Annotated in this window: 20 protein-coding genes; 16 read left to right on the top strand and 4 right to left on the bottom strand. The window is 61.1% G+C overall.

Going from position 1 to position 21,475, the window contains the following annotated elements; all coding sequences use genetic code 11:
* The first annotated feature begins 42 nt into the window (after positions 1-42).
* From P406_RS25710 to P406_RS25665, 10 genes are read left to right on the top strand one after another with little or no spacing between them, the layout of a single operon-like run.
* On the top strand, positions 43-492 hold the full coding sequence (locus P406_RS25710; RefSeq protein ID WP_003316680.1) for an acyl-CoA thioesterase: 450 nt from the start codon (positions 43-45) through the stop codon (positions 490-492).
* Complete coding sequence (locus P406_RS25705) at positions 489-1,103, top strand: outer membrane lipoprotein carrier protein LolA (RefSeq protein WP_046237740.1); 615 nt, start codon at positions 489-491, stop codon at positions 1,101-1,103. Before P406_RS25710 ends, P406_RS25705 begins: the two co-directional genes overlap by 4 nt.
* Positions 1,087-3,450 (top strand): MMPL family transporter, encoded by a 2,364-nt coding sequence (locus tag P406_RS25700; RefSeq protein WP_046237739.1) that lies wholly within the window; start codon positions 1,087-1,089, stop codon positions 3,448-3,450. Before P406_RS25705 ends, P406_RS25700 begins: the two co-directional genes overlap by 17 nt.
* Before the next feature lie 54 nt (positions 3,451-3,504).
* Positions 3,505-4,752: an NAD(P)/FAD-dependent oxidoreductase gene (locus P406_RS25695; protein WP_046237738.1), complete on the top strand. Its 1,248-nt coding sequence runs from the start codon at positions 3,505-3,507 to the stop codon at positions 4,750-4,752.
* The gene (locus P406_RS25690) at positions 4,749-5,483 is read left to right on the top strand and encodes a class I SAM-dependent methyltransferase (protein ID WP_003414280.1); all 735 of its coding nucleotides are present in this window, start codon (positions 4,749-4,751) and stop codon (positions 5,481-5,483) included. The genes P406_RS25695 and P406_RS25690 overlap by 4 nt, the downstream gene beginning before the upstream one ends.
* A complete protein-coding gene (locus P406_RS25685; RefSeq protein ID WP_003316675.1) occupies positions 5,480-5,962 on the top strand; it encodes a hypothetical protein in 483 nt (160 codons plus the stop codon). Before P406_RS25690 ends, P406_RS25685 begins: the two co-directional genes overlap by 4 nt.
* Positions 5,959-7,155 carry a beta-ketoacyl-[acyl-carrier-protein] synthase family protein gene (locus P406_RS25680; RefSeq protein WP_046237737.1) on the top strand — a complete coding sequence of 399 codons (1,197 nt, stop codon included), beginning with the start codon at positions 5,959-5,961 and terminating at the stop codon, positions 7,153-7,155. The genes P406_RS25685 and P406_RS25680 overlap by 4 nt, the downstream gene beginning before the upstream one ends.
* Positions 7,152-7,607, top strand: coding sequence for a hotdog family protein (locus P406_RS25675; RefSeq protein WP_003392291.1), 456 nt, complete (start codon positions 7,152-7,154; stop codon positions 7,605-7,607). The genes P406_RS25680 and P406_RS25675 overlap by 4 nt, the downstream gene beginning before the upstream one ends.
* Positions 7,604-8,332, top strand: coding sequence for a 3-oxoacyl-ACP reductase FabG (gene fabG, locus P406_RS25670; RefSeq protein WP_003346294.1), 729 nt, complete (start codon positions 7,604-7,606; stop codon positions 8,330-8,332). Before P406_RS25675 ends, fabG begins: the two co-directional genes overlap by 4 nt.
* Complete coding sequence (locus tag P406_RS25665) at positions 8,332-9,558, top strand: beta-ketoacyl-ACP synthase (protein WP_046237736.1); 1,227 nt, start codon at positions 8,332-8,334, stop codon at positions 9,556-9,558. The genes fabG and P406_RS25665 overlap by 1 nt, the downstream gene beginning before the upstream one ends.
* Before the next feature lie 153 nt (positions 9,559-9,711).
* Here P406_RS25665 and P406_RS25660 read toward each other — a convergent pair whose 3' ends face one another.
* Both P406_RS25660 and P406_RS25655 read right to left on the bottom strand, forming a co-directional pair.
* Positions 9,712-10,554 carry a S1 family peptidase gene (locus P406_RS25660; protein ID WP_046237735.1) on the bottom strand — a complete coding sequence of 281 codons (843 nt, stop codon included), beginning with the start codon at positions 10,552-10,554 and terminating at the stop codon, positions 9,712-9,714.
* A 122-nt stretch (positions 10,555-10,676) separates the two neighbouring features.
* Entirely contained in the window at positions 10,677-11,567 is an 891-nt protein-coding gene (locus P406_RS25655; RefSeq protein ID WP_003316669.1) for a LysR family transcriptional regulator, read from the bottom strand.
* Positions 11,568-11,682: 115 nt separating this feature from the next.
* Between P406_RS25655 and P406_RS25650 the strand changes: the two genes are divergently transcribed.
* The 6 genes from P406_RS25650 (at position 11,683) to P406_RS25625 (ending at position 18,900) form a co-directional block, all read left to right on the top strand.
* Positions 11,683-12,951, top strand: a complete 1,269-nt coding sequence (locus P406_RS25650; protein WP_082100966.1) for an MFS transporter — start codon at positions 11,683-11,685, stop codon at positions 12,949-12,951.
* 77 nt (positions 12,952-13,028) lie between these two features.
* Positions 13,029-14,297 (top strand): AAA family ATPase, encoded by a 1,269-nt coding sequence (locus tag P406_RS25645; RefSeq protein ID WP_046237733.1) that lies wholly within the window; start codon positions 13,029-13,031, stop codon positions 14,295-14,297.
* Positions 14,294-14,941, top strand: a complete 648-nt coding sequence (locus tag P406_RS25640) for a retron system putative HNH endonuclease (RefSeq protein ID WP_046237732.1) — start codon at positions 14,294-14,296, stop codon at positions 14,939-14,941. The genes P406_RS25645 and P406_RS25640 overlap by 4 nt, the downstream gene beginning before the upstream one ends.
* 269 nt (positions 14,942-15,210) lie before the next feature.
* Positions 15,211-16,560: a GntP family permease gene (locus P406_RS25635; RefSeq protein WP_004409270.1), complete on the top strand. Its 1,350-nt coding sequence runs from the start codon at positions 15,211-15,213 to the stop codon at positions 16,558-16,560.
* Positions 16,561-17,421, top strand: a complete 861-nt coding sequence (locus P406_RS25630) for a MurR/RpiR family transcriptional regulator (protein ID WP_046237731.1) — start codon at positions 16,561-16,563, stop codon at positions 17,419-17,421.
* A 3-nt stretch (positions 17,422-17,424) separates the two neighbouring features.
* Complete coding sequence (locus tag P406_RS25625) at positions 17,425-18,900, top strand: N-acyl-D-amino-acid deacylase family protein (RefSeq protein WP_046237730.1); 1,476 nt, start codon at positions 17,425-17,427, stop codon at positions 18,898-18,900.
* 44 nt (positions 18,901-18,944) lie between these two features.
* Here P406_RS25625 and P406_RS25620 read toward each other — a convergent pair whose 3' ends face one another.
* A complete protein-coding gene (locus P406_RS25620) occupies positions 18,945-20,126 on the bottom strand; it encodes a Fic family protein (protein WP_046237729.1) in 1,182 nt (393 codons plus the stop codon).
* A gap of 229 nt (positions 20,127-20,355) precedes the next feature.
* The gene (hemE, locus tag P406_RS25615) at positions 20,356-21,420 is read right to left on the bottom strand and encodes a uroporphyrinogen decarboxylase (RefSeq protein ID WP_003366016.1); all 1,065 of its coding nucleotides are present in this window, start codon (positions 21,418-21,420) and stop codon (positions 20,356-20,358) included.
* Positions 21,421-21,475: the final 55 nt, after the last annotated feature.

Below are 21,475 nucleotides of genomic sequence, written 5' to 3'. Positions count from 1 at the left end.
TGCTGCGTTGTAAAATCAGCGCAGGTCGTCACAGGAGGTTACATGCGCAGTAAGGGTTTTCTGCACATCGACACTGAAATCGTCGTGCCGTTTTTCGACGTCGACATGATGAACATCGTCTGGCACGGGCACTACGTGAAGTACCTCGAAGTGGCGCGTTGCGCGCTGCTCGATCATATCGGGCATAACTATATGCAGATGCTCGAATCCGGTTATGGTTGGCCGGTGATCGATCTGCAGTTGCGCTATGTGCGCAGCGCCGTGTTCGGTCAGACACTGAACGTGCGCGCCAGTCTGGTGGAGTGGGAGAACCGTCTGAAGATCAATTACCTGATCACCGATGCACACACCGGTGAGCGCCTGACCCGCGCCAGCACTGTGCAGGTCGCCGTCGACAGCCAGAGCCGGGAAATGCAACTGGCCTCGCCGCAGGTGTTCATCGATGCCGTGAAAAATGCCCTTGAGAGCACAATAGAGAGCGCCTCGCCATGAACCGCCCGCTTCGTACCTTGATCCTGCTGGGTCTGCTGTGCCTTTGTTCCCTGGCGCAGGCGTTCGACCTGCAACAACTGAGCGACCAGCTCGCCAAACCTGCGGTGGTGCAGGGTCGTTTCGTTCAGGAAAAACACCTCCGCGCCCTGCCGCAACCGCTGCTCAGCAAGGGCCGCTTCGTGCTCGCCAGGGATTTCGGGCTGCTCTGGCTGCTGGAAACACCGCTCAAGCAGGATTACCGCATCAATGCCGACGGCATTGCCCGTCGTGAAACCGATGGCAATGTCAGCACCTGGAAGCCGGTGCCGAACAAGAATGCCGGCGCCGAGCAGAACCGCCTGTTCCTGGCGGTCCTGCAAGGCGACAGCAGCGGCCTGCAACGGGATTTCGACTTGCAGCTCAAGGGCGAGGCGAATGCCTGGCACCTCACCCTGACGCCGCGTTCGATGCTGCTGCAACAAGTGTTCAAGCAGATCAACATCGACGGTGGCGAACTGGTGCAGCGTATCGAGCTGCTGGAAACCCAGGGCGACAGCACGGTCCTGAAAATGATCGACAGCAGCAGCGCTCCGACCCTGACCGATGCGCAGCGTAATGACTTCAAAGACTGAGCGGCTGTTGCCGCGACTGTTCCTGCTGATTCTGGCAGGCGTACTGGCGCTCGCTGGCTGGCAGTGGCACGACCGCTCGCCGCTGTCGGCCAACCTGATGGAGCTGGTGCCGGGCACCGATAACGACGAACTGGTGGTGAGCGCCGAAAAGCGCATGCAGGAACCGCTCAACCGGGAAATGCTGGTGCTGGTGGGCCACAGCGATCGGCAGAAGGCCGTCGAACTGGCGCGCACGCTGGCTGAACAATGGCAGTCGACTGGCCTGTTCGAGAAGGTCCAGTGGTCGCTACAGGCCGACCTGCCCGCGTTGCGCACCCAGTTGCTGCAAGGGCGCATCGCCATGTTGCCGACAGCGGATCGCACACTGCTGATCGACGACCCGAAAACCTTCATCGAACAGCGCGTGCAGACGCTGTTCGACCCGTTTGCCGGGTTCAGCCTGGTGCCTGGCCAGGATGACTGGCTGGGGCTGACCGGACGTATCCAGAACGGCCTGCCGAAACAGGGCTCGGTCGAGGCGGACCTGGCCAGCGGTGCGCTGGTGGCCAGCGCCGAGGGTAAAAGCTGGGTACTGCTGCGTTCGCGAACCCGAACCGATGCCTTCGATATGCACCTGCCCGGCCAGGTTGCCGACCTGCTGGCGCAAGCGCGGGTGCAGGCCAGTCAGGCAGGTGGTCAATTGCTCGCGGCCAGCGGGCTGCTTTACGCTGCCGACGGGCAGAAGCAGGCCAGCCGGGAAATCACCTGGGTCGGCGGTGGCGCAACGCTCGGTATCCTGTTGTTGCTGTTGCTCGCCTTCCGCCGCTGGAGCGTGCTGCTGGCATTCGTGCCGGTGATGGTCGGCATGCTCTTCGGCGCGGTGGCCTGCGTCGCGCTATTCGGCAGCATGCACGTCATGACGCTGGTGCTGGGCTCGAGCCTGATCGGGGTGGCGGTGGATTACCCGCTGCATTACCTGTCCAAGAGCTGGAGCCTCAAGCCCTGGCGCAGCTGGCCCGCCTTGCGCCTGACCCTGCCGGGCCTGAGCCTGAGCCTGATCACCAGTTGCATCGGCTACCTGGCGCTGGCCTGGACACCGTTCCCGGCACTCACGCAAATTGCGGTGTTCTCGGCGGCCGGCCTGATCGGCGCCTACCTGACGGCGGTGTGCCTGCTGCCCGCGCTGCTCGCCAACGTCGAGATCAGCCCTGCCCAGTGGCCGCTGAAACTGGCGCAATTGATGCTCGATTGCCGCGCCGCCTTGCTGCTGCGCATCAGCACACCGATCCTGCTGGTGCTGTTGTTGGCCTTCTGTGGCGGCGGACTCTGGCACCTGACCACCAAGAACGATATCCGCCAGTGGGTGGCAGCACCTCAGGCGTTGACTGATGAAGCCCAGGCCATCGCGCGGATCACCGGTTATCAGCCCACCAGCCAGTTCTTTCTGGTGCGCGGCAAGGACCAACAGCAGTTGCTGGATCGGCAGTCCGAACTGACCCAACGGCTCGACCAACTGGTCAGCATGGACAAGCTGCAAGGCTACATGGCGCTCAATCAGTTGCTCGATTCGCCTGCCGAACAACAGGCCACCCGCGATGCACTGGGCAAATTGCCGCAATACTGGGCGCCGCTGGTAGAGCTTGGCGTCCCGGCCAGCGCCTTGAAAGCTGAACTGGCCCAATTGCAGGCACTGCCGACGCAAGATATCGATCACGCGCTTCAAGGCCCGCTGAGCGAACCGTGGCGCACGCTCTGGCTGGGACCGACACGCGATGACGACGGCGATCAAGGTGTCGCCAGCATTGTCAGCCTGCGCGGCATGAACAGCATGGCGTTGCTGCGCGTGCAGGCCATCGGCCTGGAGGGTGTGCAACTGGTTGACCGCCTGGGTGAGCTCAACGAGGTGTTTGCCCACACGCAGATCAGCGCAGCGGAATTGAAGCTGGCGTCGTGCGTACTGATCGTCCTGCTGCTGATCGCGCCGTTTGGCTTCGGTGGTGCGTTGCGCATCGTCGCCCTGCCCCTGCTGGCGGCGCTGTGCAGCCTCGCCAGCCTGGGCTGGCTCGGTCAGCCGCTGACCCTGTTCAGCCTGTTCGGCCTGTTGCTGGTCACGGCGATCAGCGTCGATTACGCCATCCTGATGCGCGAGCAGATAGGCGGCGCGGCGGTCAGTCTGCTGGGCACGCTGCTGGCAGCGCTCACCACCTGGCTGTCGTTCGGCCTGCTGGCCGTTTCCAGCACCCCGGCGATCAGCAACTTCGGCCTGTCGGTCAGCCTGGGGCTGGCGTTCAGCTTCCTGCTGGCGCCCTGGGCCAGCCCGCGTAAAGCGCTTCATTCGCCAGCCAATGCTGAAGGGCCACACGCATGAATCTTGCAGCGCTGTCGTTACTCCCCGCCACCGCCCAACCGAAAAGGAATACCTGTGCCCATCACTGATAGGGAAATTCGTCAGGTCGTCGTCATCGGTGCCGGCCCGGCCGGTTCAATAGCGGCTGCCCTGCTCAAACGCCATGGCCATGACGTACTGATCATCGAGCGCCAGCTGTTTCCGCGCTTCTCCATCGGTGAGAGCCTGCTGTGTCATTGCCTGGACTTCGTCGAAGAAGCCGGGATGCTGGAGGCCGTGCAGGCCGCCGGTTTCCAGCCCAAGAATGGCGCAGCCTTCGCGCGTGGCGAGCAATACAGCGATTTCGACTTCAGCGATACGTTCAGCAACGGCAAGCCGACGACCTTTCAGGTGCAGCGCAGCGAGTTCGACAAACTGCTCGCCGATCAGGCCGCGCTGCAAGGTGTGGACATCCGCTACCAGGAAGAGATCGTCAGCGCCGACTTCGAGGGCCCGCAGCCGGTTTTGCGTGTGAGGCGTGAGGACGGCAGCGAATACAGCGTGCAGGCCAGCTTCGTACTCGACGCCAGCGGCTATGGCCGCGTGCTGCCGCGCTTGCTGGATCTGGAAGCGCCGTCAGGTTTCCCTGTGCGCCAGGCGGTGTTCACCCATATCGAAGACCGCATCGAAAGCCCGCCCTTCGACCGCCGCAAGATTCTGGTCAGCATCCATCCGCAGCACAGCGATGTGTGGTTCTGGTCGATTCCGTTCAGCGAAGGCCGCTGTTCGATAGGCGTGGTCGCCTCGGCCGAACGCTTCAAGGACAAGCCCGAGGATCTGGATGCCTGCCTGCGCGCCTTTATCGATGAAACACCGCAACTGGCCAGCGTGCTGAAAAACGCAGTCTGGGATACGCCAGCGAGAACCATCGGCGGCTACTCGGCCAACGTCAAGACCCTGCACGGCAAGGGCTTTGCGCTGCTGGGCAACGCGGCGGAATTCCTCGACCCGGTGTTTTCTTCGGGCGTGACCATCGCCATGCGTTCGGCGAGCATGGCGGCTGGCGTGCTGAGCCGGCAGTTGCAGGGCGAAAACGTGGATTGGGAAAGCGAGTTCGCGGTGCCGTTGAAACGTGGCGTCGACACCTTTCGCGCCTATGTCGAGGGCTGGTACGACGGTACGTTCCAGAACGTGATTTTCTACCCCGGCAGCGCTCCGGACATCCGCCGCATGATCAGCTCGATTCTGGCCGGCTATGCCTGGGACGAACGCAATCCGTTTGTCAGCGAGCCCAAGCGCCGCCTGCGCACGCTCTCGGAAATCTGCGCGGACAGTGGCCCATGAATCGACCGTTCCTGAGTGACAGTTACGTCGAGGAAACCCGCTTCGGCCTGTGGTTTCTGCGCAGCAACATCTGGCAGTACCGCGTGCTGCGCGTGGCGATAGACGACTTGCGCAGCCTGTTCACCAGCCCGCCGCCGGTTGCCCCGGTATTGCTCGACGCCGGTTGCGGGCAAGGCCGTTCGTTTCAGCAGTTGAACAAGGTTTTTCAGCCGTCGAGGCTCATCGGTGTCGACGCCGATCCGCACAGCCTCGACATGAGTGGTGAAGAGGCTCGGGCCAGAGGCGTAGAGGTCGAACTGATCGGCAGCGACTGCGCAGCCCTGCAAGTACCCGACGCCAGCGTCGATCTGCTGTTCTGCCACCAGACTTTCCATCATCTGGTCGAGCAGGAACAGGCACTGGCCGAGTTTTATCGCGTGCTCAAGCCGGGCGGCTATCTGCTGTTCGCCGAGTCGACCGAAGCGTACATCGACACCTGGGTGATTCGCTGGCTGTTCCGCCACCCGATGCACGTTCAGAAAAGCGCGGCACAGTATCTGCAGATGATCCGCGACCAGGGTTTCGAGTTCGATGCACAGAATGTTTCGTACCCTTACCTGTGGTGGAGCCGCGCCAGGGACTTCGGCCTGCTCGAAGTCTTGAAACTGCAAAAGCCCAGGCCGTTCGGGCAACGTGAGGAAACGCTGGTCAATGTCGTGGCCCGCAAACCCCTGGAAGTTGGAGCATCATGATTCGCGTACTGTTTTTAGCCTTCCTGCTGCTCGGCGGCTGTGCGGCACAAGCCCCGCTGCCGACCAGCGCACCGACCATGCAATTGCCGATGCAGCTGCACATTGAGCGTCGCCAGGCCGATCAGCATCAGGACTGGCTGCTGATCATCCAGCGCGAAAACGGCGGATTGCGCTGGTCAATGATGGACCCGCTGGGCATTCCCCAGGCGCGCCAGTTGCTGATCGACGGAAAATGGCAGGCCGATGGTTTGCTGCCGCCCAATCCGGAAGCCCGCGAGCTGTTCGCTGCGCTGATGTTCGCCATGACCCCGGATCTGGAAATGCATGGCCGCTACCCGACGGCGTACCGCCAGGGCATGCAGCGTCGTCTGGATGACCGCTGGCTGGTCGAATATCAGTCGGCCAACGCGTTCACCATCCGCCTCAAGGACCGGCTGAGCTACAAGGTCACACCGCTGAACAACGAGAGCCTGCCATGACCGCCTATCTCAACGCGCTGGGCGTGATCTGCTCGCTGGGCGACAGCCGTGAAGAGGTGTCGCGCAGGCTGTTCGCAGGCGACAGCTCGGGCATGGTGTTCGAAAGCGGCTGGGTGCCGGAACGCGCGTTGCCGGTCGGTGCAGTCAAATCCGCACTGCCGCCCATTCCGCCTGCCGTGCATTTGCATCGCAGCCGCAATAACCAGTTGCTGCTGGCCGCCGCCCTGCAGATCGAGGAGGACATCAGCCAGGCCATCACCCGCTTCGGCGCCGGGCGGATCGGCGTGATCATCGGCACCAGTACTTCGGGCATTGATGAAGCGAGCGAGAGCATGGCCGTCTGGCTGCGTGAGCGTACCTTCCCCGACGATTACGATTATCGACAACAGGAACTGGGCGCACCGGCGAATTTTCTCGCCGCCTGGCTGCAATTGAGCGGCCCGACCTACGTCATCTCGACAGCCTGCACGTCCAGTTCGCGGGCGTTGCTCAGTGCGCGTCGGGCGCTGGACATGGGCCTGTGCGATGCCGTGCTGTGCGGCGGCGTCGACAGCCTGTGCAAGCTGACCCTGCAGGGGTTCTCGGCACTCGAGGCCATGTCGCCGCAGCTCTGCAACCCGTTCTCCAGCAACCGCAACGGGATCAATATCGGCGAGGCGGCCGCGCTGTTCCTGATGACTCGCGAAGCCGACAGCAGGCACTCGATTGCCCTGCTGGGTGCAGGTGCCAGCTGCGACGCTCACCACATCTCGGCCCCAGAACCCACCGGCCGTGGTGCGCGCGATGCCATGCTGCAAGCGTTGCGCAATGCCCGACTCGAGGCGGAGCAGATCGGTTATCTGAACCTGCATGGCACCGCCACGCAGCACAACGATGCGATGGAGAGCCTGGCCGTGCAGGGCGTATTTCCGAACGGCGTGCCCTGCTCGTCGACCAAACCGCTCAGCGGCCACACCCTGGGCGCGGCGGGCGCGCTGGAAGCGGCGTTTTGCTGGCTGAGCCTGGCCCCGCAGAATACCGAACAGGCCCTGCCCCCGCACCTGTGGGACGGCGAGGCCGATCCGCTCCTGCCTGCGCTGCAATGGACACACGCAGGCTCGCGCCTGACACCTGAAAACGCTCGTTACATGATGAGCAATTCGTTTGCCTTCGGTGGCAACAACATCAGCCTGATTATCGGAGATGCCCCATGACCGAGTGGCCGCTCGCCGAACTCATCCCCCATGCCGGCGACATGATTCTCATCGATCAGGTGCTGAGCGTTGACGAAGAACAGATTCGAACCCGCCTGACCGTACGCGCCGACGGCCTGTTCAATCAAGCCGACGGCAGCCTGCCGGCCTGGCTGGGCATAGAGCTGATGGCGCAGAGCGTCGCGGCCTATGCCGGTTGCAAGGCGCGCAACAAGGGCGAAGCGGTCAAGCTGGGTTTTCTGCTTGGCAGTCGCAAGTTCGACTGCAACGTGACGCGCTTCCCGCTGGGCAGTGAACTGCACATCCATGCCGTGCGCTCCCTGCAGGACGACAACGGCATGGGCATGTTCGAATGCACCCTCACCGGGCCGGGTATCGAGGCTTTTGCCCGACTCAATGTATATTGCCCGCCCAACACTGCTGACTACCTGGCTGAAGGAGCCCCGGCATGACTGAATCGATACTGGTCACCGGCTCCAGCCGTGGCATCGGCCGCGCCATCGCCCTGCGTCTGGCGCAGGCCGGATACGACCTGATCCTGCATTGCCGCACCGGCCGCAGCGAAGCCGAAGCGGTGCAGGCCGAAGTCGTTGCGCTGGGCCGCCAGGCACGCGTGCTGCAATTCGATGTGTCGGACCGGGCCGCCTGCAAGGCCATTCTGGAAGAGGACGTGGAGACGCACGGCGCCTATTACGGCGTGGTACTCAACGCCGGGCTGACCCGCGACGGCGCGTTTCCGGCACTCAGCGACGATGACTGGGATCAGGTGCTGCGCACCAACCTGGACGGCTTCTATAACGTCCTGCACCCGTTGACGATGCCGATGATTCGCCGTCGTGCAGCAGGGCGCATCGTCTGCATCACCTCGGTTTCCGGGCTGATCGGCAATCGCGGCCAGGTCAATTACAGCGCTTCCAAGGCAGGGCTGATCGGTGCCGCCAAGGCACTGGCCATCGAACTGGGCAAGCGCAAGATCACCGTCAACTGCGTCGCGCCGGGGCTGATCGATACGGCCATGCTGGACGAGAACGTGCCGGTGGACGAACTGATGAAAATGATCCCGGCCCAACGCATGGGCACGCCCGAGGAAGTGGCGGGTGCCGTGAATTTTCTGATGTCGGCCGAAGCGAGCTACATCACCCGTCAGGTTCTGGCCGTCAACGGGGGACTGTGCTGATGAAGCGTGTGGTAGTGACCGGCATGTCCGGCATCACCTCGGTGGGCAGCGACTGGCCGACTATCGATGCACGCTTCACGGCCAATCGCAGCGGCATTCGCCGAATGGACGAGTGGAACCGGTTTGCCGAGCTCAATACCCGCCTGGCTGGCCCCATCGACGATTTCGCCGTGCCGGGGCACTGGACGCGCAAACAACTGCGCAGCATGGGCCGCGTGTCCCGTCTGGCCGTGGCGGCCGCGGAGCAGGCCCTGATCGACGCCGGGCTGCTGAATGACCCGATCATTCGCGATGGCCGCATGGGCACGGCCTGCGGCTCGTCCACCGGCAGCACCGACGAGATCAAGGCCTTCGGCAACATGCTGATCAACTCGGTGGCCGTGGGCCTGAACGCCAACTCCTACGTGCGCATGATGCCGCACACCACTGCCGCCAACATCAGCATCTTCTTCGGCCTGACCGGACGCCTGATTCCGACCTCCAGCGCCTGCACCAGTGGCAGTCAGGGCATCGGCTATGCCTACGAGGCGATCAAGTTCGGTCGTCTGCCGCTGATGCTGGCGGGCGGGGCCGAAGAGCTGTGCCCGACAGAGGCCATGGTCTTCGACGCGTTGTACGCCACCAGCCTCAAGAATGACGCGCCACACACCACACCACGCCCCTACGACAGCGGACGCGACGGCCTGGTGATCGGTGAAGGTGGCGGTATGCTGGTGCTTGAAGAGCTGGAACATGCCCAGGCACGTGGCGCGCACATCTACGCCGAAATCGTCGGCTTCGGCAGCAACGCCGACGGCGCGCACAGCACTCGTCCCGAGCAGGCCACCATGCGCCGCGCGATGGAGCTGGCCCTCGAAGACGCCAACCTTTCGCCTGACGCCATCGGTTACGTCAACGGTCACGGCACCGCCACCGAACAGGGCGACATCGCCGAGACCCTGGCCACCAGCAGCCTGTTCGGCCCGCGCATGCCACTCAGCTCGCAAAAAAGCTTCCTCGGCCACACGCTGGGAGCGTGCGGCGCGCTGGAGTCATGGTTCAGCATCGAAATGCTCAACAGCGATCGCTATATCCATACCCTGAACCTGATCGACATCGACTCACAATGCGGCGAACTGGACTACATCGTCGGCGAACCAAGGCACATGAGCAACGAATACGTGATGAACAACAACTTCGCATTTGGCGGCGTGAACACCTCGCTGATCTTCAGGCGTTGGGGTTGAGCGGCGCCTTCCCGAGCACCTGTCGTTCCCTATGCTTCAGCGCAAAGTCATGCTTTGCCTGTAGTCACAGCGCATAAAAGCGCTTTTTTCTCACAGTGGCACTGACGACGCAGAGTGCGACGTCAGTGACGGCTGAGTCCTGGCGCTCAGTGGTCAACAGCCAGACGAGCTGACAGAACGCACAGAAACAGTACCTTCAGGCTTCTCCTGCTGGCCGCACTTGTCATTTGCAATGATGTCCGTGATCCAGTCCTTGTAGAACGAAATTCGAGTCATCTGACTAGCGTCGAGCAAACCACGACTTACCAGCGCAACGCCGACGTAGCCGCTCTGCGTTTTGAAGAGCAACGGCCCGCCTGAATCGCCGCCGCCAGAAATCTTGCTCGAACACACATTCAAGAGAGGATCAAAGTAGGTAGGTGGATAGCCCGGCGGCACGTCTATGCATTTGCGGTCTTCCAGAATCGAGCCGTCAACATGATAAAGCTCGTTCGGCATGGTGCCGGTTTCTCTCATTCCGAAGCCTGCCAGCGTGACGGGCATCCCGACTTCGTGCGCAACCACCTGATCAATGCCGTCCAGTTTGAGGATGTCTTTACTTTCGGTTGGACGCTCAAGTTTCAATAGCGCAATGTCGTAAAGCCCCGATCCCTTTTCGTCGCCTGTTTTAGAGTAAACCTGCCAGCCTTTGAAATCCGCAGGAATAAACGCTTCAGCGATCCTGATCTTGTCCCGGCTGACGACCGGAGGCCCGTACTTCTCTATAGCAATCTGGACAAACGCAGGCGACTGACCACGTATGCAGTGTGCCGCCGTAAGCACCCATTGCGCAGCGATCAAGGCGCCCCCGCAGAGGTGCTGGCCATCCTCCTTGGTCAATGAAGTGAAAAACGGATAAGCACCTGAGGGTGCGGGCGTACCACCGATAATTTTCTCGTCCGCCGCCACTGTCAGCGACAGGCTCAATAAAGCCATCATCCATATTTGTTTGCGCATGCTTCTCTCCCTGTTCCTGTCATTCCGTCCTGGAGCATCAGGTGCACATGAGATTCAACGCAAAAAACACTGATCTGCCTACTGTCAAAAGTGATAGTGAGTACCGGATATACGCCAGGCATTCATCCGACGTTACGCGTCAACAGCTCGGTGAACGCCTTGGCCATGGGCGATTGTTCGTCCTTGCGTTGCACCAGCCACACCGCACTGGTTGCGCCGGGGTCGAGGACGTTGCGGTAGACCACGCCGTCGATACGCATTCGCCGGTAGGACGCAGGCAGTACGGTGACGCCCAATCCTGCTGCAACCAGGCCGATGATGGTCATCACTTCGCCCGCTTCCTGGGTGATCAACGGGCTGAACCCTGCGGCGCGCGCAAGGCTCAAGACTTGCGCGTAGATGCCGCTGCCATAAGTGCGCGGGAAGAACACGAACGGCTCGGCGGCCAGCGCCGCCATGTAGATCCCCTCCTCGCTTTCTGCCGCCAGCGGATGGTCGGCACGCATGATCGCCACCAGCGGTTCACTCAGCAATTCGAACACTACCAGTGAATCGGGCAATGCCAGCGGGCGCATGATGCCGACCTGAATGGTCTTGTCCTCAAGACCTGCCGCCACTTCCTGACTGGTGATTTCGGTCAGGGTCAGGTGCACGTCCGGGTAGGCCTGGCGGAAGGCAAAAATCGCCTGCGGGATGCTCGACGTAAACGGCGCAGACGAAGTGAAGCCGATCTTCAGCTCGCCGATTTCGCCCAGTTGCGCACGCCGCGCCACATCGGTGGCTTTGTCGACCTGCGCCAGCACCAGCCGTGCTTCGTCGAGAAACAGCCGCCCGGATTCGCTCAACTCGACGCGCCGGTTGGTGCGTTCGAAAAGACGCGTGCCCAGTTCCTGCTCCAGCGTCTGAATCTGCTGGCTGAGCGGCGGTTGCGAAATCCCCAGTGCCTGCGCGGCGCGGCCAAAATGCAGCTCTTCGGCAACCGCGATGAAGTAACGCAGATGACGCAATTCCATGCGGCCTCCATTAAGTCGTTTTACCTATCAAACAGGTCAAACAATATATTGGATGGAATGATTAGCGAGCTATATGATTTTTTCATTGCCTGCTCAACCGTGCCCTGAGGTCTTTGTGAACCCTGCCGTTGCCCCGCCCACCCCCGACTTGAACACCTCGTCCGCACAGTCGTCGACGCTGCCGGGCGATACCTACATCGAAAAGAACACGCCGCTTTTCAAACGCACGGCTCTGGCGCTGTTCGCTGGCGGTTTTTCGACCTTTACCCTGCTGTACTGCGTACAGCCGATGATGCCGACGCTGTCCAGCGAGTTCTCCCTGACGGCGGCACAAAGCAGCCTGATCCTGTCCGTGGCCACGGCAATGCTCGCCATCGGCCTGCTGATCACCGGGCCGATATCCGATCGGCTGGGGCGCAAGCCGGTGATGGTCATGGCGCTGTTCTGTGCCTCGCTGTTCACCATCGCCAGCGCCTTGATGCCTAGCTGGGAGGGCGTGCTGATTACCCGCGCCCTGGTAGGCCTGTCACTGAGCGGCCTGGCGGCAGTGGCGATGACCTACCTGAGCGAGGAGATCCACCCCACCCATCTGGGCCTGGCAATGGGGCTGTATATCGGCGGCAGCGCCGTCGGTGGCATGAGCGGAAGGCTGATCGTCGGGGTGATGATCGACTACGTCAGCTGGCACGCGGCGATGCTGGTGGTCGGCGGGCTGGCGCTGATCGCAGCAGCGGTGTTCTGGAAGATCCTGCCGGCGTCGCGCAACTTCCGCCCGCGCTCGCTGCACCCTCGCAGTCTGTTCGACGGGTTTGTGGTGCAGTTTCGTGATGCAGGCTTGCCGCTGCTGTTTCTGACCGGCTTCCTGCTGATGGGCGCATTCGTCACGCTGTTCAACTACATCGCCTACCGCTTTCTGAGCGCACCCTACAACCTGAGCCAGGCCGTGGTCGGCGTGTTTTCCGTGGTGTACCTGTCGGGCATCTACAGTTCGGCAAAGATCGGCTCACTGGCTGACCGCCTTGGCCGCCGGCAGGTGCTGTGGGCCGTGATCGTGATGATGCTGGCCGGCCTGCTGCTGACCCTGTTCACCCCACTGCCGCTGGTGATCGTCGGCGTACTGATCTTCACCTTCGGCTTCTTCGGCGCACATTCAGTGGCCAGCAGCTGGGTCGGACGCAGGGCCACCACCGCCAGGGGCCAGGCCGCGTCCCTGTACCTGTTCTGTTACTACGCAGGCTCGAGCGTGGCCGGAACCGGCGGCGGCGTGTTCTGGCACTACGCGGGCTGGAACGGTATCGGGCTGTTTATAGGCGTGTTGCTGATGATTGCCCTTGGTGTGGCGTTGAGGCTGGCAAGGTTGCAGCCGCTGGGGGCGCAGGTTTAGTCACACATCGGGCGATGGCGCATAGGGTTAGCCAAGGTACACTGGCGCATCCGCCAGTTCTGGTAAAGGAAACCGACATGCGCCTCGACCGCCTCCACCTGCAGAATTTTCGTTGCTACGAAGATGCTCATTTCGACTTCCAGCCTGGGTTCAATCTGGTGGTGGGGGTTAATGGCAGTGGGAAGACTTCGTTGTTGCAAGGGGTAGCGGCATGTCTCGTACCGTATGGCAACGCCATGGGCCAGAAAGATAAGTACCTGAGTGACGAAGATATACGTTTCGTTATCGACAGGTATGAGGGAAGGATTCGATTCGAAAGACAATTCGGCGTGTTCATAAAAGCCGAAGGCAATATGTTCGGTCTTCCACATTGGGGGACCATCAGCCTGAACGCGTCTTGGGACCCGGCTGCCGATCCTGCGGTGGGCCTCCATCTGGACGATGTCTTAGCCAAGAACCAAGCCGGCGAGCGCGTCGACTTTCCTGTGCTTGCTTTTTATCGCGCCAATCGTCGCTGGAGCAGCGCACGTATATCAGCTGAATTCGCCGCGCAGCAGAGAGCTTCCCGTATTGACGGTTATGCAAACTGGTCCGACGCAGTAACCGATCTACGCGACTTTGAAAGCTGGTTGATTGCGCGGACGCTTGAGCGGCTTCAGGATCGTCTGGACTCAAGCCCCAATACCGAGCCTGAAGACGAACTTGAATGGGTAAACCGAGCGATAAGACTTGCTCTGCCAGACGCCCACAACCTCCGGTATGACTTGAGGCTGCAAAGCCTTCTTGTGGATATGGGGCGCGACAACGCGATTCCGTTTCACGAACTGAGTGATGGTCAACGCAGCCTGATTGCATTAATTGCAGATATTGCAAGGCGCATGTGCGTTCTTAACCCACACATGGGGAAGGATGTTCTGACCAATACTGGCGGCATCGTGATTATCGATGAGCTGGACATACACCTTCACCCGGCCTGGCAGCGAACCATCGCACCGACACTTAAAAAAGCCTTCCCGAAAGTACAATTCATCGCCACAAGCCACTCGCCGCAGGTCATAGGCAGCTTACAGCCGGGCGAGGTCATCCTGCTGAATAACCATGACGGCTCTCACCCAAGAGCAACCTACGGCCTGGACTCCAGCAGCATTCTGGAAGAAGTCATGGGCGTGCCTCAGCGTGAGCCTGAAATTGAAGAGTTGCTCGATCAGCTATTCAGCACTCTGGAAAACAACGAGCTTGAAAAAGCCAGGTCGCAGCTTGATGCACTGAAGAAGAAGGCGCCCGATCTACCAGAGTTCGCGGGTGCCGAGGCGCTACTCAAACGCAAGGAGATCATTGGACGATGAGACGCATCATCAAAGGAACTGAGCCTGCGTCATTCACCGAATGGAAAGCCAGCGCAAACGAAGACTGGACGCCCACCTATCCAACCTTGCAGAACCCGCAAAAACGCGACCTGCATGATCGCCTGCTGCAAGAGCAGAACTTCTCATGCTGCTATTGCGGCAGGGAAATAGAACTTGATAGCAGCCACATCGAACATTTCAGACCGCAGGATCATTATCTGCCATTGGCACTGGAGTTCAGCAATCTTCATGCGTCCTGCCTGCGCGAGACCACACCAGGAAGCCCGTTGCACTGCGGCCACTACAAAGGCAACTGGTTCGATGAGGACCTGCACATCTCTCCGACAGAGTACGATTGCGAACAGCGCTTCCGTTATCTGCTGACAGGGAAAATCCAGAGCACGTCCCACACCGACCTTCCCGCCACGACGATGATCGAAAAGCTCGCACTCGATATCGCGTATCTGACCAAAAGACGTCAGGAGGCAATCACGGGTGTGTTCGATGAGCAATTCATATCCAGCGCCAGTGATGCGGAACTCGCGAACCTTGTAGACAGCCTGCGCTCGGGCACCGCTAATACCTCTATTGCTTTCGGCCATGTCGTTGCGCGCTATGCGGAGCAATTGCTGACGCAGCGGTAGGCCGCGCCTCAGCGCCTATCTCCCATTAGCGAGGCACGACCCGAAAAAGAAATTTATTTTCATATATTTGTTTATATTTCATTTTCGTGTAATTTATTTTCATCACGAAAACAGAGATAAAAACAATGAATACCTGTGATCGCCCTGAAACGCCCCTGCTCCATCTTATTGCGTCGTCCCTGCCGAGTACTCCCGAGTCGCCTTCAGGCTGACAGCTTCAGCTGTTGGTGTTGCGCCCTCGCCTACCCACTTTGCAAGGAACCGTCGCTATGTCGCCGTCACCCGGTCTTTCGCTATTGGTCTACGCCGCTGTCGCCATCATCGCCTTGATCGTGCTGATCGCGCGTTACCGCCTCAATCCGTTTATCGTCATTACGCTTGTTTCGGTCGGTCTGGCCCTGGTCGCCGGAATGCCGGCCAGTGGCGTGGTGGCTTCTTATGAAGCGGGGGTTGGCAAAACGCTGGGGCATATCGCGCTGGTCGTGGCGCTGGGCACCATGCTGGGCAAGATGATGGCCGAGTCTGGCGGTGCCGAGCAGGTGGCGCGCACCCTGATCGATCGCTTTGGCGAGCGTAACGCGCACTGGGCCATGGTCTGCATTGCGTTTCTGGTGGGCTTGCCACTGTTCTTCGAAGTCGGCTTCGTTCTGCTGGTACCGATTGCCTTCACTGTGGCCCGGCGTGTCGGGGTGTCGATTCTGATGGTCGGTCTGCCGATGGTCGCCGGTCTGTCGGTGGTGCATGCGCTGGTGCCGCCGCACCCTGCTGCGATGCTCGCGGTGCAGGCGTATCAGGCGTCGGTAGGGCAAACGCTGTTCTACGCCATCCTGATCGGCATCCCGACGGCGATCATCGCCGGTCCGGTGTATGCCAAATTCATTGTGCCGCGCATCCACTTGCCAGCTGAAAACCCGCTGGCCAAGCAGTTTCTCGACCGCGAGCCGCGCCAGAAGCTGCCCAGCTTCGGCCTGACCATGGCCACGATTCTGCTGCCGGTGGTGCTGATGCTGCTGGGTGGCTGGGCCAACCTGATCAGTACACCGGGCAGCGCGTTCAACAGCTTTCTGCTGTTCATCGGCAACTCGGTGATTGCCCTGCTGCTGGCCACCCTGCTGAGTTTCTGGACACTGGGCATCGCGCAGGGCTTCAACCGCGACTCGATTCTGAAATTCACCAACGAGTGCCTGGCACCGACCGCGAGCATCACGTTGCTGGTAGGTGCCGGTGGCGGCTTGAACCGCATTCTGATCGACAGCGGCGTGACCAATGAGATCGTGGGTCTGGCGCAGGACTTTCATCTGTCGCCCCTGCTGATGGGCTGGTTGTTCGCGGCACTGATGCGGGTTGCGACGGGGTCGGCAACGGTGGCGATGACCACGGCGTCGGGCATCGTCGCACCTGTCGCGCTGGGGCTGGGTTACCCGCACCCCGAACTGCTGGTGTTGGCGACGGGCGCAGGCTCGGTGATCTTTTCCCACGTCAACGACGGTGGTTTCTGGCTTATCAAGGAGTATTTCAACATGACCGTCGCGCAAACGTTCAAGACCTGGACGGTATTGGAGACGCTGATTTCTGTCGTCGCTTTCGCCCTGACGCTGGGCCTGGCGCAGGTGCTTTGAGTGGACATTCTGTACCAGATACGTGCCCGTCAGGATTCCTTCAGCGCAGGAGAAGGACGAATCGCCAGGCTGTTGCTCAGCGATATCGCCTTCGCGGCCAGTGCCAGTCTGGATGAGCTGGCCAGCCGCGCCGAGGTCAGCAGTGCGACGCTGTCACGTTTCGCGCGCAGCATCGGTTGCCGGGATCTGCGCGACTTGCGCCTGCAACTGGCCCAGGCCAGCGGCGTCGGCAGCCGCTTTCTGCATCCGGAACCGGCGCCGGAGCAGTCGGCGTTTTTCACCCGAATTGTCGACGACATCGAAGCCACCCTGCGCCAGCACCTGGCCGGCTTCGATGCAACGCGCTTTGCCGCCGCCATCGCCTGTGTCGCCGATGCGCGCATGATTCACACATTCGGCATGGGCGGTTGCTCCAGCCTGTGCAGCGAGGAACTGCAAACCCGGCTGGTGCGCCTGGGTTACCCGGTGGCCGCCTGCCGCGACCCGGTGATGATGCGCATGGTCGCCGCCACGCTTGGCCCGCAACACAGCCTGATTGTCTGCTCGCTCAGCGGACGCACACCGGAACTGCTCGACGCCGTGACCCTGGCGCGCAGCTACGGTGCCCGCGTGCTGGCCATCACGCTGCCTGATTCACCGCTGGCACAACTGGCCGAGGTCGTGCTGCCGCTACAGATTGCTGAAACCAATTTCATCTATAAACCCACCGCAGCGCGTTACGGCATGCTGCTGACCATTGACGTGCTGGTCACTGAACTGGCGTTGGCGAGCCCTGAAGACAATCAGGAGCGGCTGCGCCGGATCAAGCTTGCACTGGATGAATACCGTGGCGGCGAAGATGGCCTGCCGCTGGGAGACTGAACCATGCTTTATGACCTGATCATTCGCGACGCACTGGTCATCGACGGCAGTGACACACCGGGGATACGCGCCGATGTGGCGATCAGCGACGGACGCATCCAGCGCATCGGCAGTCTGAGCGATGCCAGTGCCCGTGAAGAAATCGATGCAGCCGGTCGCGTGCTGGCGCCAGGGTTTATCGATGTGCACACCCACGACGATACGGTGGTCATCCGCAAACCCGAGATGCTGCCGAAAATCAGTCAGGGCGTGACGACCGTCATCGTCGGCAACTGCGGGATCAGTGCGTCGCCGGTTTCGCTAACGGGCAATCCTCCCGACCCGATGAACCTGCTGGGCGACGCCGCGGCGTTCGTCTATCCACGTTTCACCGACTACCGCGCGGCCGTCGACAACGCCCGCCCCGCCGTCAACGTGGCGGCCCTGATCGGCCATACCGCCTTGCGCAGCAACCACATGGATGACTTGTTGCGCAGCGCCAGCCCGGAAGAAATTGCCGCCATGCGCGAGCAGTTGCGCGACAGCCTGGAAGCCGGCGCACTGGGGTTATCGACCGGCCTTGCCTACGCCTCGGCGTTCTCGGCCGAAACCAGCGAGGTCAAGCAACTGGCGGAAGAGCTCAGCGCATTCGGCGCGATTTACACCACCCACCTGCGCAGCGAATTCGAGCCAGTGCTGGAGGCCATGGCGGAAGCATTCGATATAGGTCGCCATGCGCGCTCACCGGTCATCATCTCGCACATGAAATGCGCCGGTGCAGGCAACTGGGGACGCAGCCCGCAACTGCTGGCGGCCCTGGAAAAAGCCGCGCAGGACCATCCGGTAGGCTGCGACTGCTATCCCTATGCGGCCAGCTCTTCGACGCTGGACCTCAAACAGGTCACGGACGCGTTCCGCATCACCATCACCTGGTCTGCACCGCACGCGGATCAGGGCGGCAGGGATCTGCAGGAGATTGCCGCCGACTGGGGGCTGTCATTGCTCGACGCCGCACGCAAGTTGCAACCTGCAGGCGCGGTGTACTACGGCATGGATGAGGGCGACGTCGAGCGCATCATGTCTCACCCGCTGACGATGATCGGCTCCGATGGCCTTCCGGAAGACCCGTTTCCCCATCCGCGCCTGTGGGGCGCGTTCCCGAGGGTGCTCGGGCATTTCAGCCGCGACAAGGGGCTGTTTGCGTTGCACACCGCCGTACACAAAATGACCGGGCTGTCGGCCGCGCGCTTCGCCTTGCACGAACGCGGCCTTATTCGCGAGGGTTACTGGGCGGATCTGGTGCTGTTCAACCCGCAAACCGTACACGACGTTGCAGATTTCAAAGACCCTCAGCGAGCGGCGCAGGGCATCGACGGTGTCTGGGTCAACGGCCGCTTGAGCTATGCCGACGGCAAACCGCAAGGCGAGCGACAGGGCCGATTCCTGCCACGCAGCGGTTCGCTGCGCGAAGGCTTTGCGGATGCGAAAGCGCCGAAGTAGTCGTCGGCGCTTAAAATGGAAGGATGACCCTGGTGCGTACAGGGTTACCAGAGGTAGGGAAACAGGAACTCGATCGAGTGCCGGGATAGGTTCAGGGCTACCGGCTTGCGGCCGTCCAACGTTATCAAGCCCTCTTTGGCCATCTGGCTCAACAGACTGCGTGTGGTGCGCTCGCCGACGCCCAAGCGGGCCTGAATATCAGCGCGCTGCTGATCGCCCTGATAGAGCAACGCCTTATAGACATCTCGGGCCTCTATACGGAGCTCAGGAAGAGTCTCGCCCTTGCTGTCCGAAAGCGCGCGACGGCTGCGCATCTCGAAATAAACGTCGATCCGCTCGCCAAGCCTTTCCGGTTCAAGCTGCGCGCTGAAGTATTGCACCTGATCCAGGGCAGTCTCCGTGAAGAAACGGGTCCAGCGCAACAGGCCACTATCCGAGAGCTCACCCCGCCCGTCCAGCTCACCTTTGCGCGGGTGGTCGGCGGCGCCAAGCATCTCGTAGTAGGCGGTGACGTTGCGGGCAAATCCACGGCTCATGGACCACAGACCATACCCACCAAAGCCAGCTGCCTTGAGGTACTGATCCGTGAACAGGCGGCCGGTGCGACCGTTGCCATCCATAAATGGGTGAATCCACATCAGCCTGTGGTGCGACGCTGCAGCCGCAAAGAAGCCCGAAAGGCCGTGGATCCAGTCCAGGCGGTACATTCGCTCAAAATCGTTGAGGTATGTGGGCATCTGCTCGACGGTTGGCGGGATGTGCTTGCCGACGCGAACCCCTAAATGCCGGAATTCGCCGGGGACCATACGCACGGTATCGTCCTTCTCATTGAGTTGAATATCCAGCATATCTTCGGGCACGCCAACATAGAACTCGCGGTGCATGCGTGAGATAGCGCTCTTCGTGCACACGTCGACCTGATTGATAGGCTCATCGGTAAGTCGACGCTGGGCTTCAATGTGACGCTTGATCTCCTGCAGGTCCTTGGCACCCTTGAACTCCTGAGGCGCATCCTCGGCACGCAGAATGTCGGCGGGAATCGTGGAGTTACCCTCGATCTTGTTGCTGTAGTAAGAATTCACCACCCGAAGCAGATTCATCATCGGCAAGCGCAGCGGGCCCGGAATTTTCGCGTGGAGAGCCGCATCGAGCCGCATGATCTGCACGACCTGATCCTGCAACTCATCGGGCGCTTTGTCTTGGGGAATGTACGGTGTGAATGCCATTTGCCGGCTTTAAACCCCGTCTAACGCCCCTATTTATAGGGCCTGGGTAATTTTTAACCGGCTATTTTTTGCCGGATTTCTTGCCGGCAATTTATCACTCCTTGTCCCTAAGAGCACTACCGTCGTCCGATGACCAGCGATCAGCCATGAGAATCAGCAAGAGGAATAGTCTTTTCTATTCCTCTCCCACAGGTTTAACTCTCAAAAACCAACATCGTCAGCCCAGCAACTACTGGTGATACTGCGCCGACAACTCGTGCACCGCGTTGATGAACGCGCCGGCATTGGCCGGGTCGACTTCTGGGGTGATGCCGTGGCCGAGGTTGAAGACGTGGCCGGTGCCGCTGCCGTAGCTGGCAAGGATGCGTGCGACTTCCTGGCGGATGGCTTCCGGGCGGGCGTACAGCACGGTCGGGTCCATGTTGCCTTGCAGCGAAACCTTGCTGCCGACACGCTGACGCGCTTCGCCGATGTCGCAGGTCCAGTCCAGCCCGAGGGTGTCTGCACCGATGTCGGCAATGCTTTCCAGCCACAGACCGCCGCCTTTGGTGAACACGATCACCGGCACCTTGCGCCCGTCGTTTTCGCGAATCAGGCCGTTGACGATCTTGCGCATGTAGGCCAGCGAGAACTCCTGATACGCCGCCGAAGACAGGCTGCCGCCCCAGCTGTCGAAGATCTGCACGGCCTGCGCACCGGCCAGAATCTGGCCATTGAGGTAGGAGGTCACTGACTGCGCCAGCTTGTCGAGCAGCAGGTGCATGGCTTGCGGGTTGTCGTAAAGCATGGCCTTGGATTTGCGGAAGTCTTTCGACGAACCGCCCTCGACCATGTAGGTCGCCAGCGTCCACGGGCTGCCAGCGAAACCGATCAGCGGTACACGACCGTTGAGTTCGCGGCGAATGGTGCTGACCGCATCCATCACGTAACCCAGATCCTGCTGTGCATCAGGGATCGGCAACGCTTCGATGTCGGCCAGCGTGCTGACGGTTTTCCTGAAGCGCGGACCTTCGCCGGTTTCAAAGTACAGCCCCTGGCCCATTGCATCGGGAATGGTCAGGATGTCGGAGAACAGAATTGCCGCATCCAGCGGGTAGCGATCCAGCGGCTGCAAGGTGACTTCACAGGCGAACTGCGGGTTCTTGCACAGGCTCATGAAGTCCCCGGCACTGGCGCGGCTGGCACGGTATTCCGGCAGGTAACGGCCTGCCTGACGCATCATCCATACCGGCGTGACGTCTACGGGTTGCTTGAGCAAAGCGCGAAGGAAACGGTCGTTCTTCAGGGCAGTCATGTCGGCATCCGCAATAAAAGTGCCGGCATTTTCTCAGAGCTCGACGCAAAAGGCA

Origin of the sequence: Pseudomonas syringae pv. coryli str. NCPPB 4273, from assembly GCF_000972175.1 — a bacterium.
Lineage (GTDB): Bacteria > Pseudomonadota > Gammaproteobacteria > Pseudomonadales > Pseudomonadaceae > Aquipseudomonas > Aquipseudomonas syringae.
Note: the sequence above shows the minus strand (reverse complement) of the source record. Positions and strands in the feature narration are given on the sequence as shown.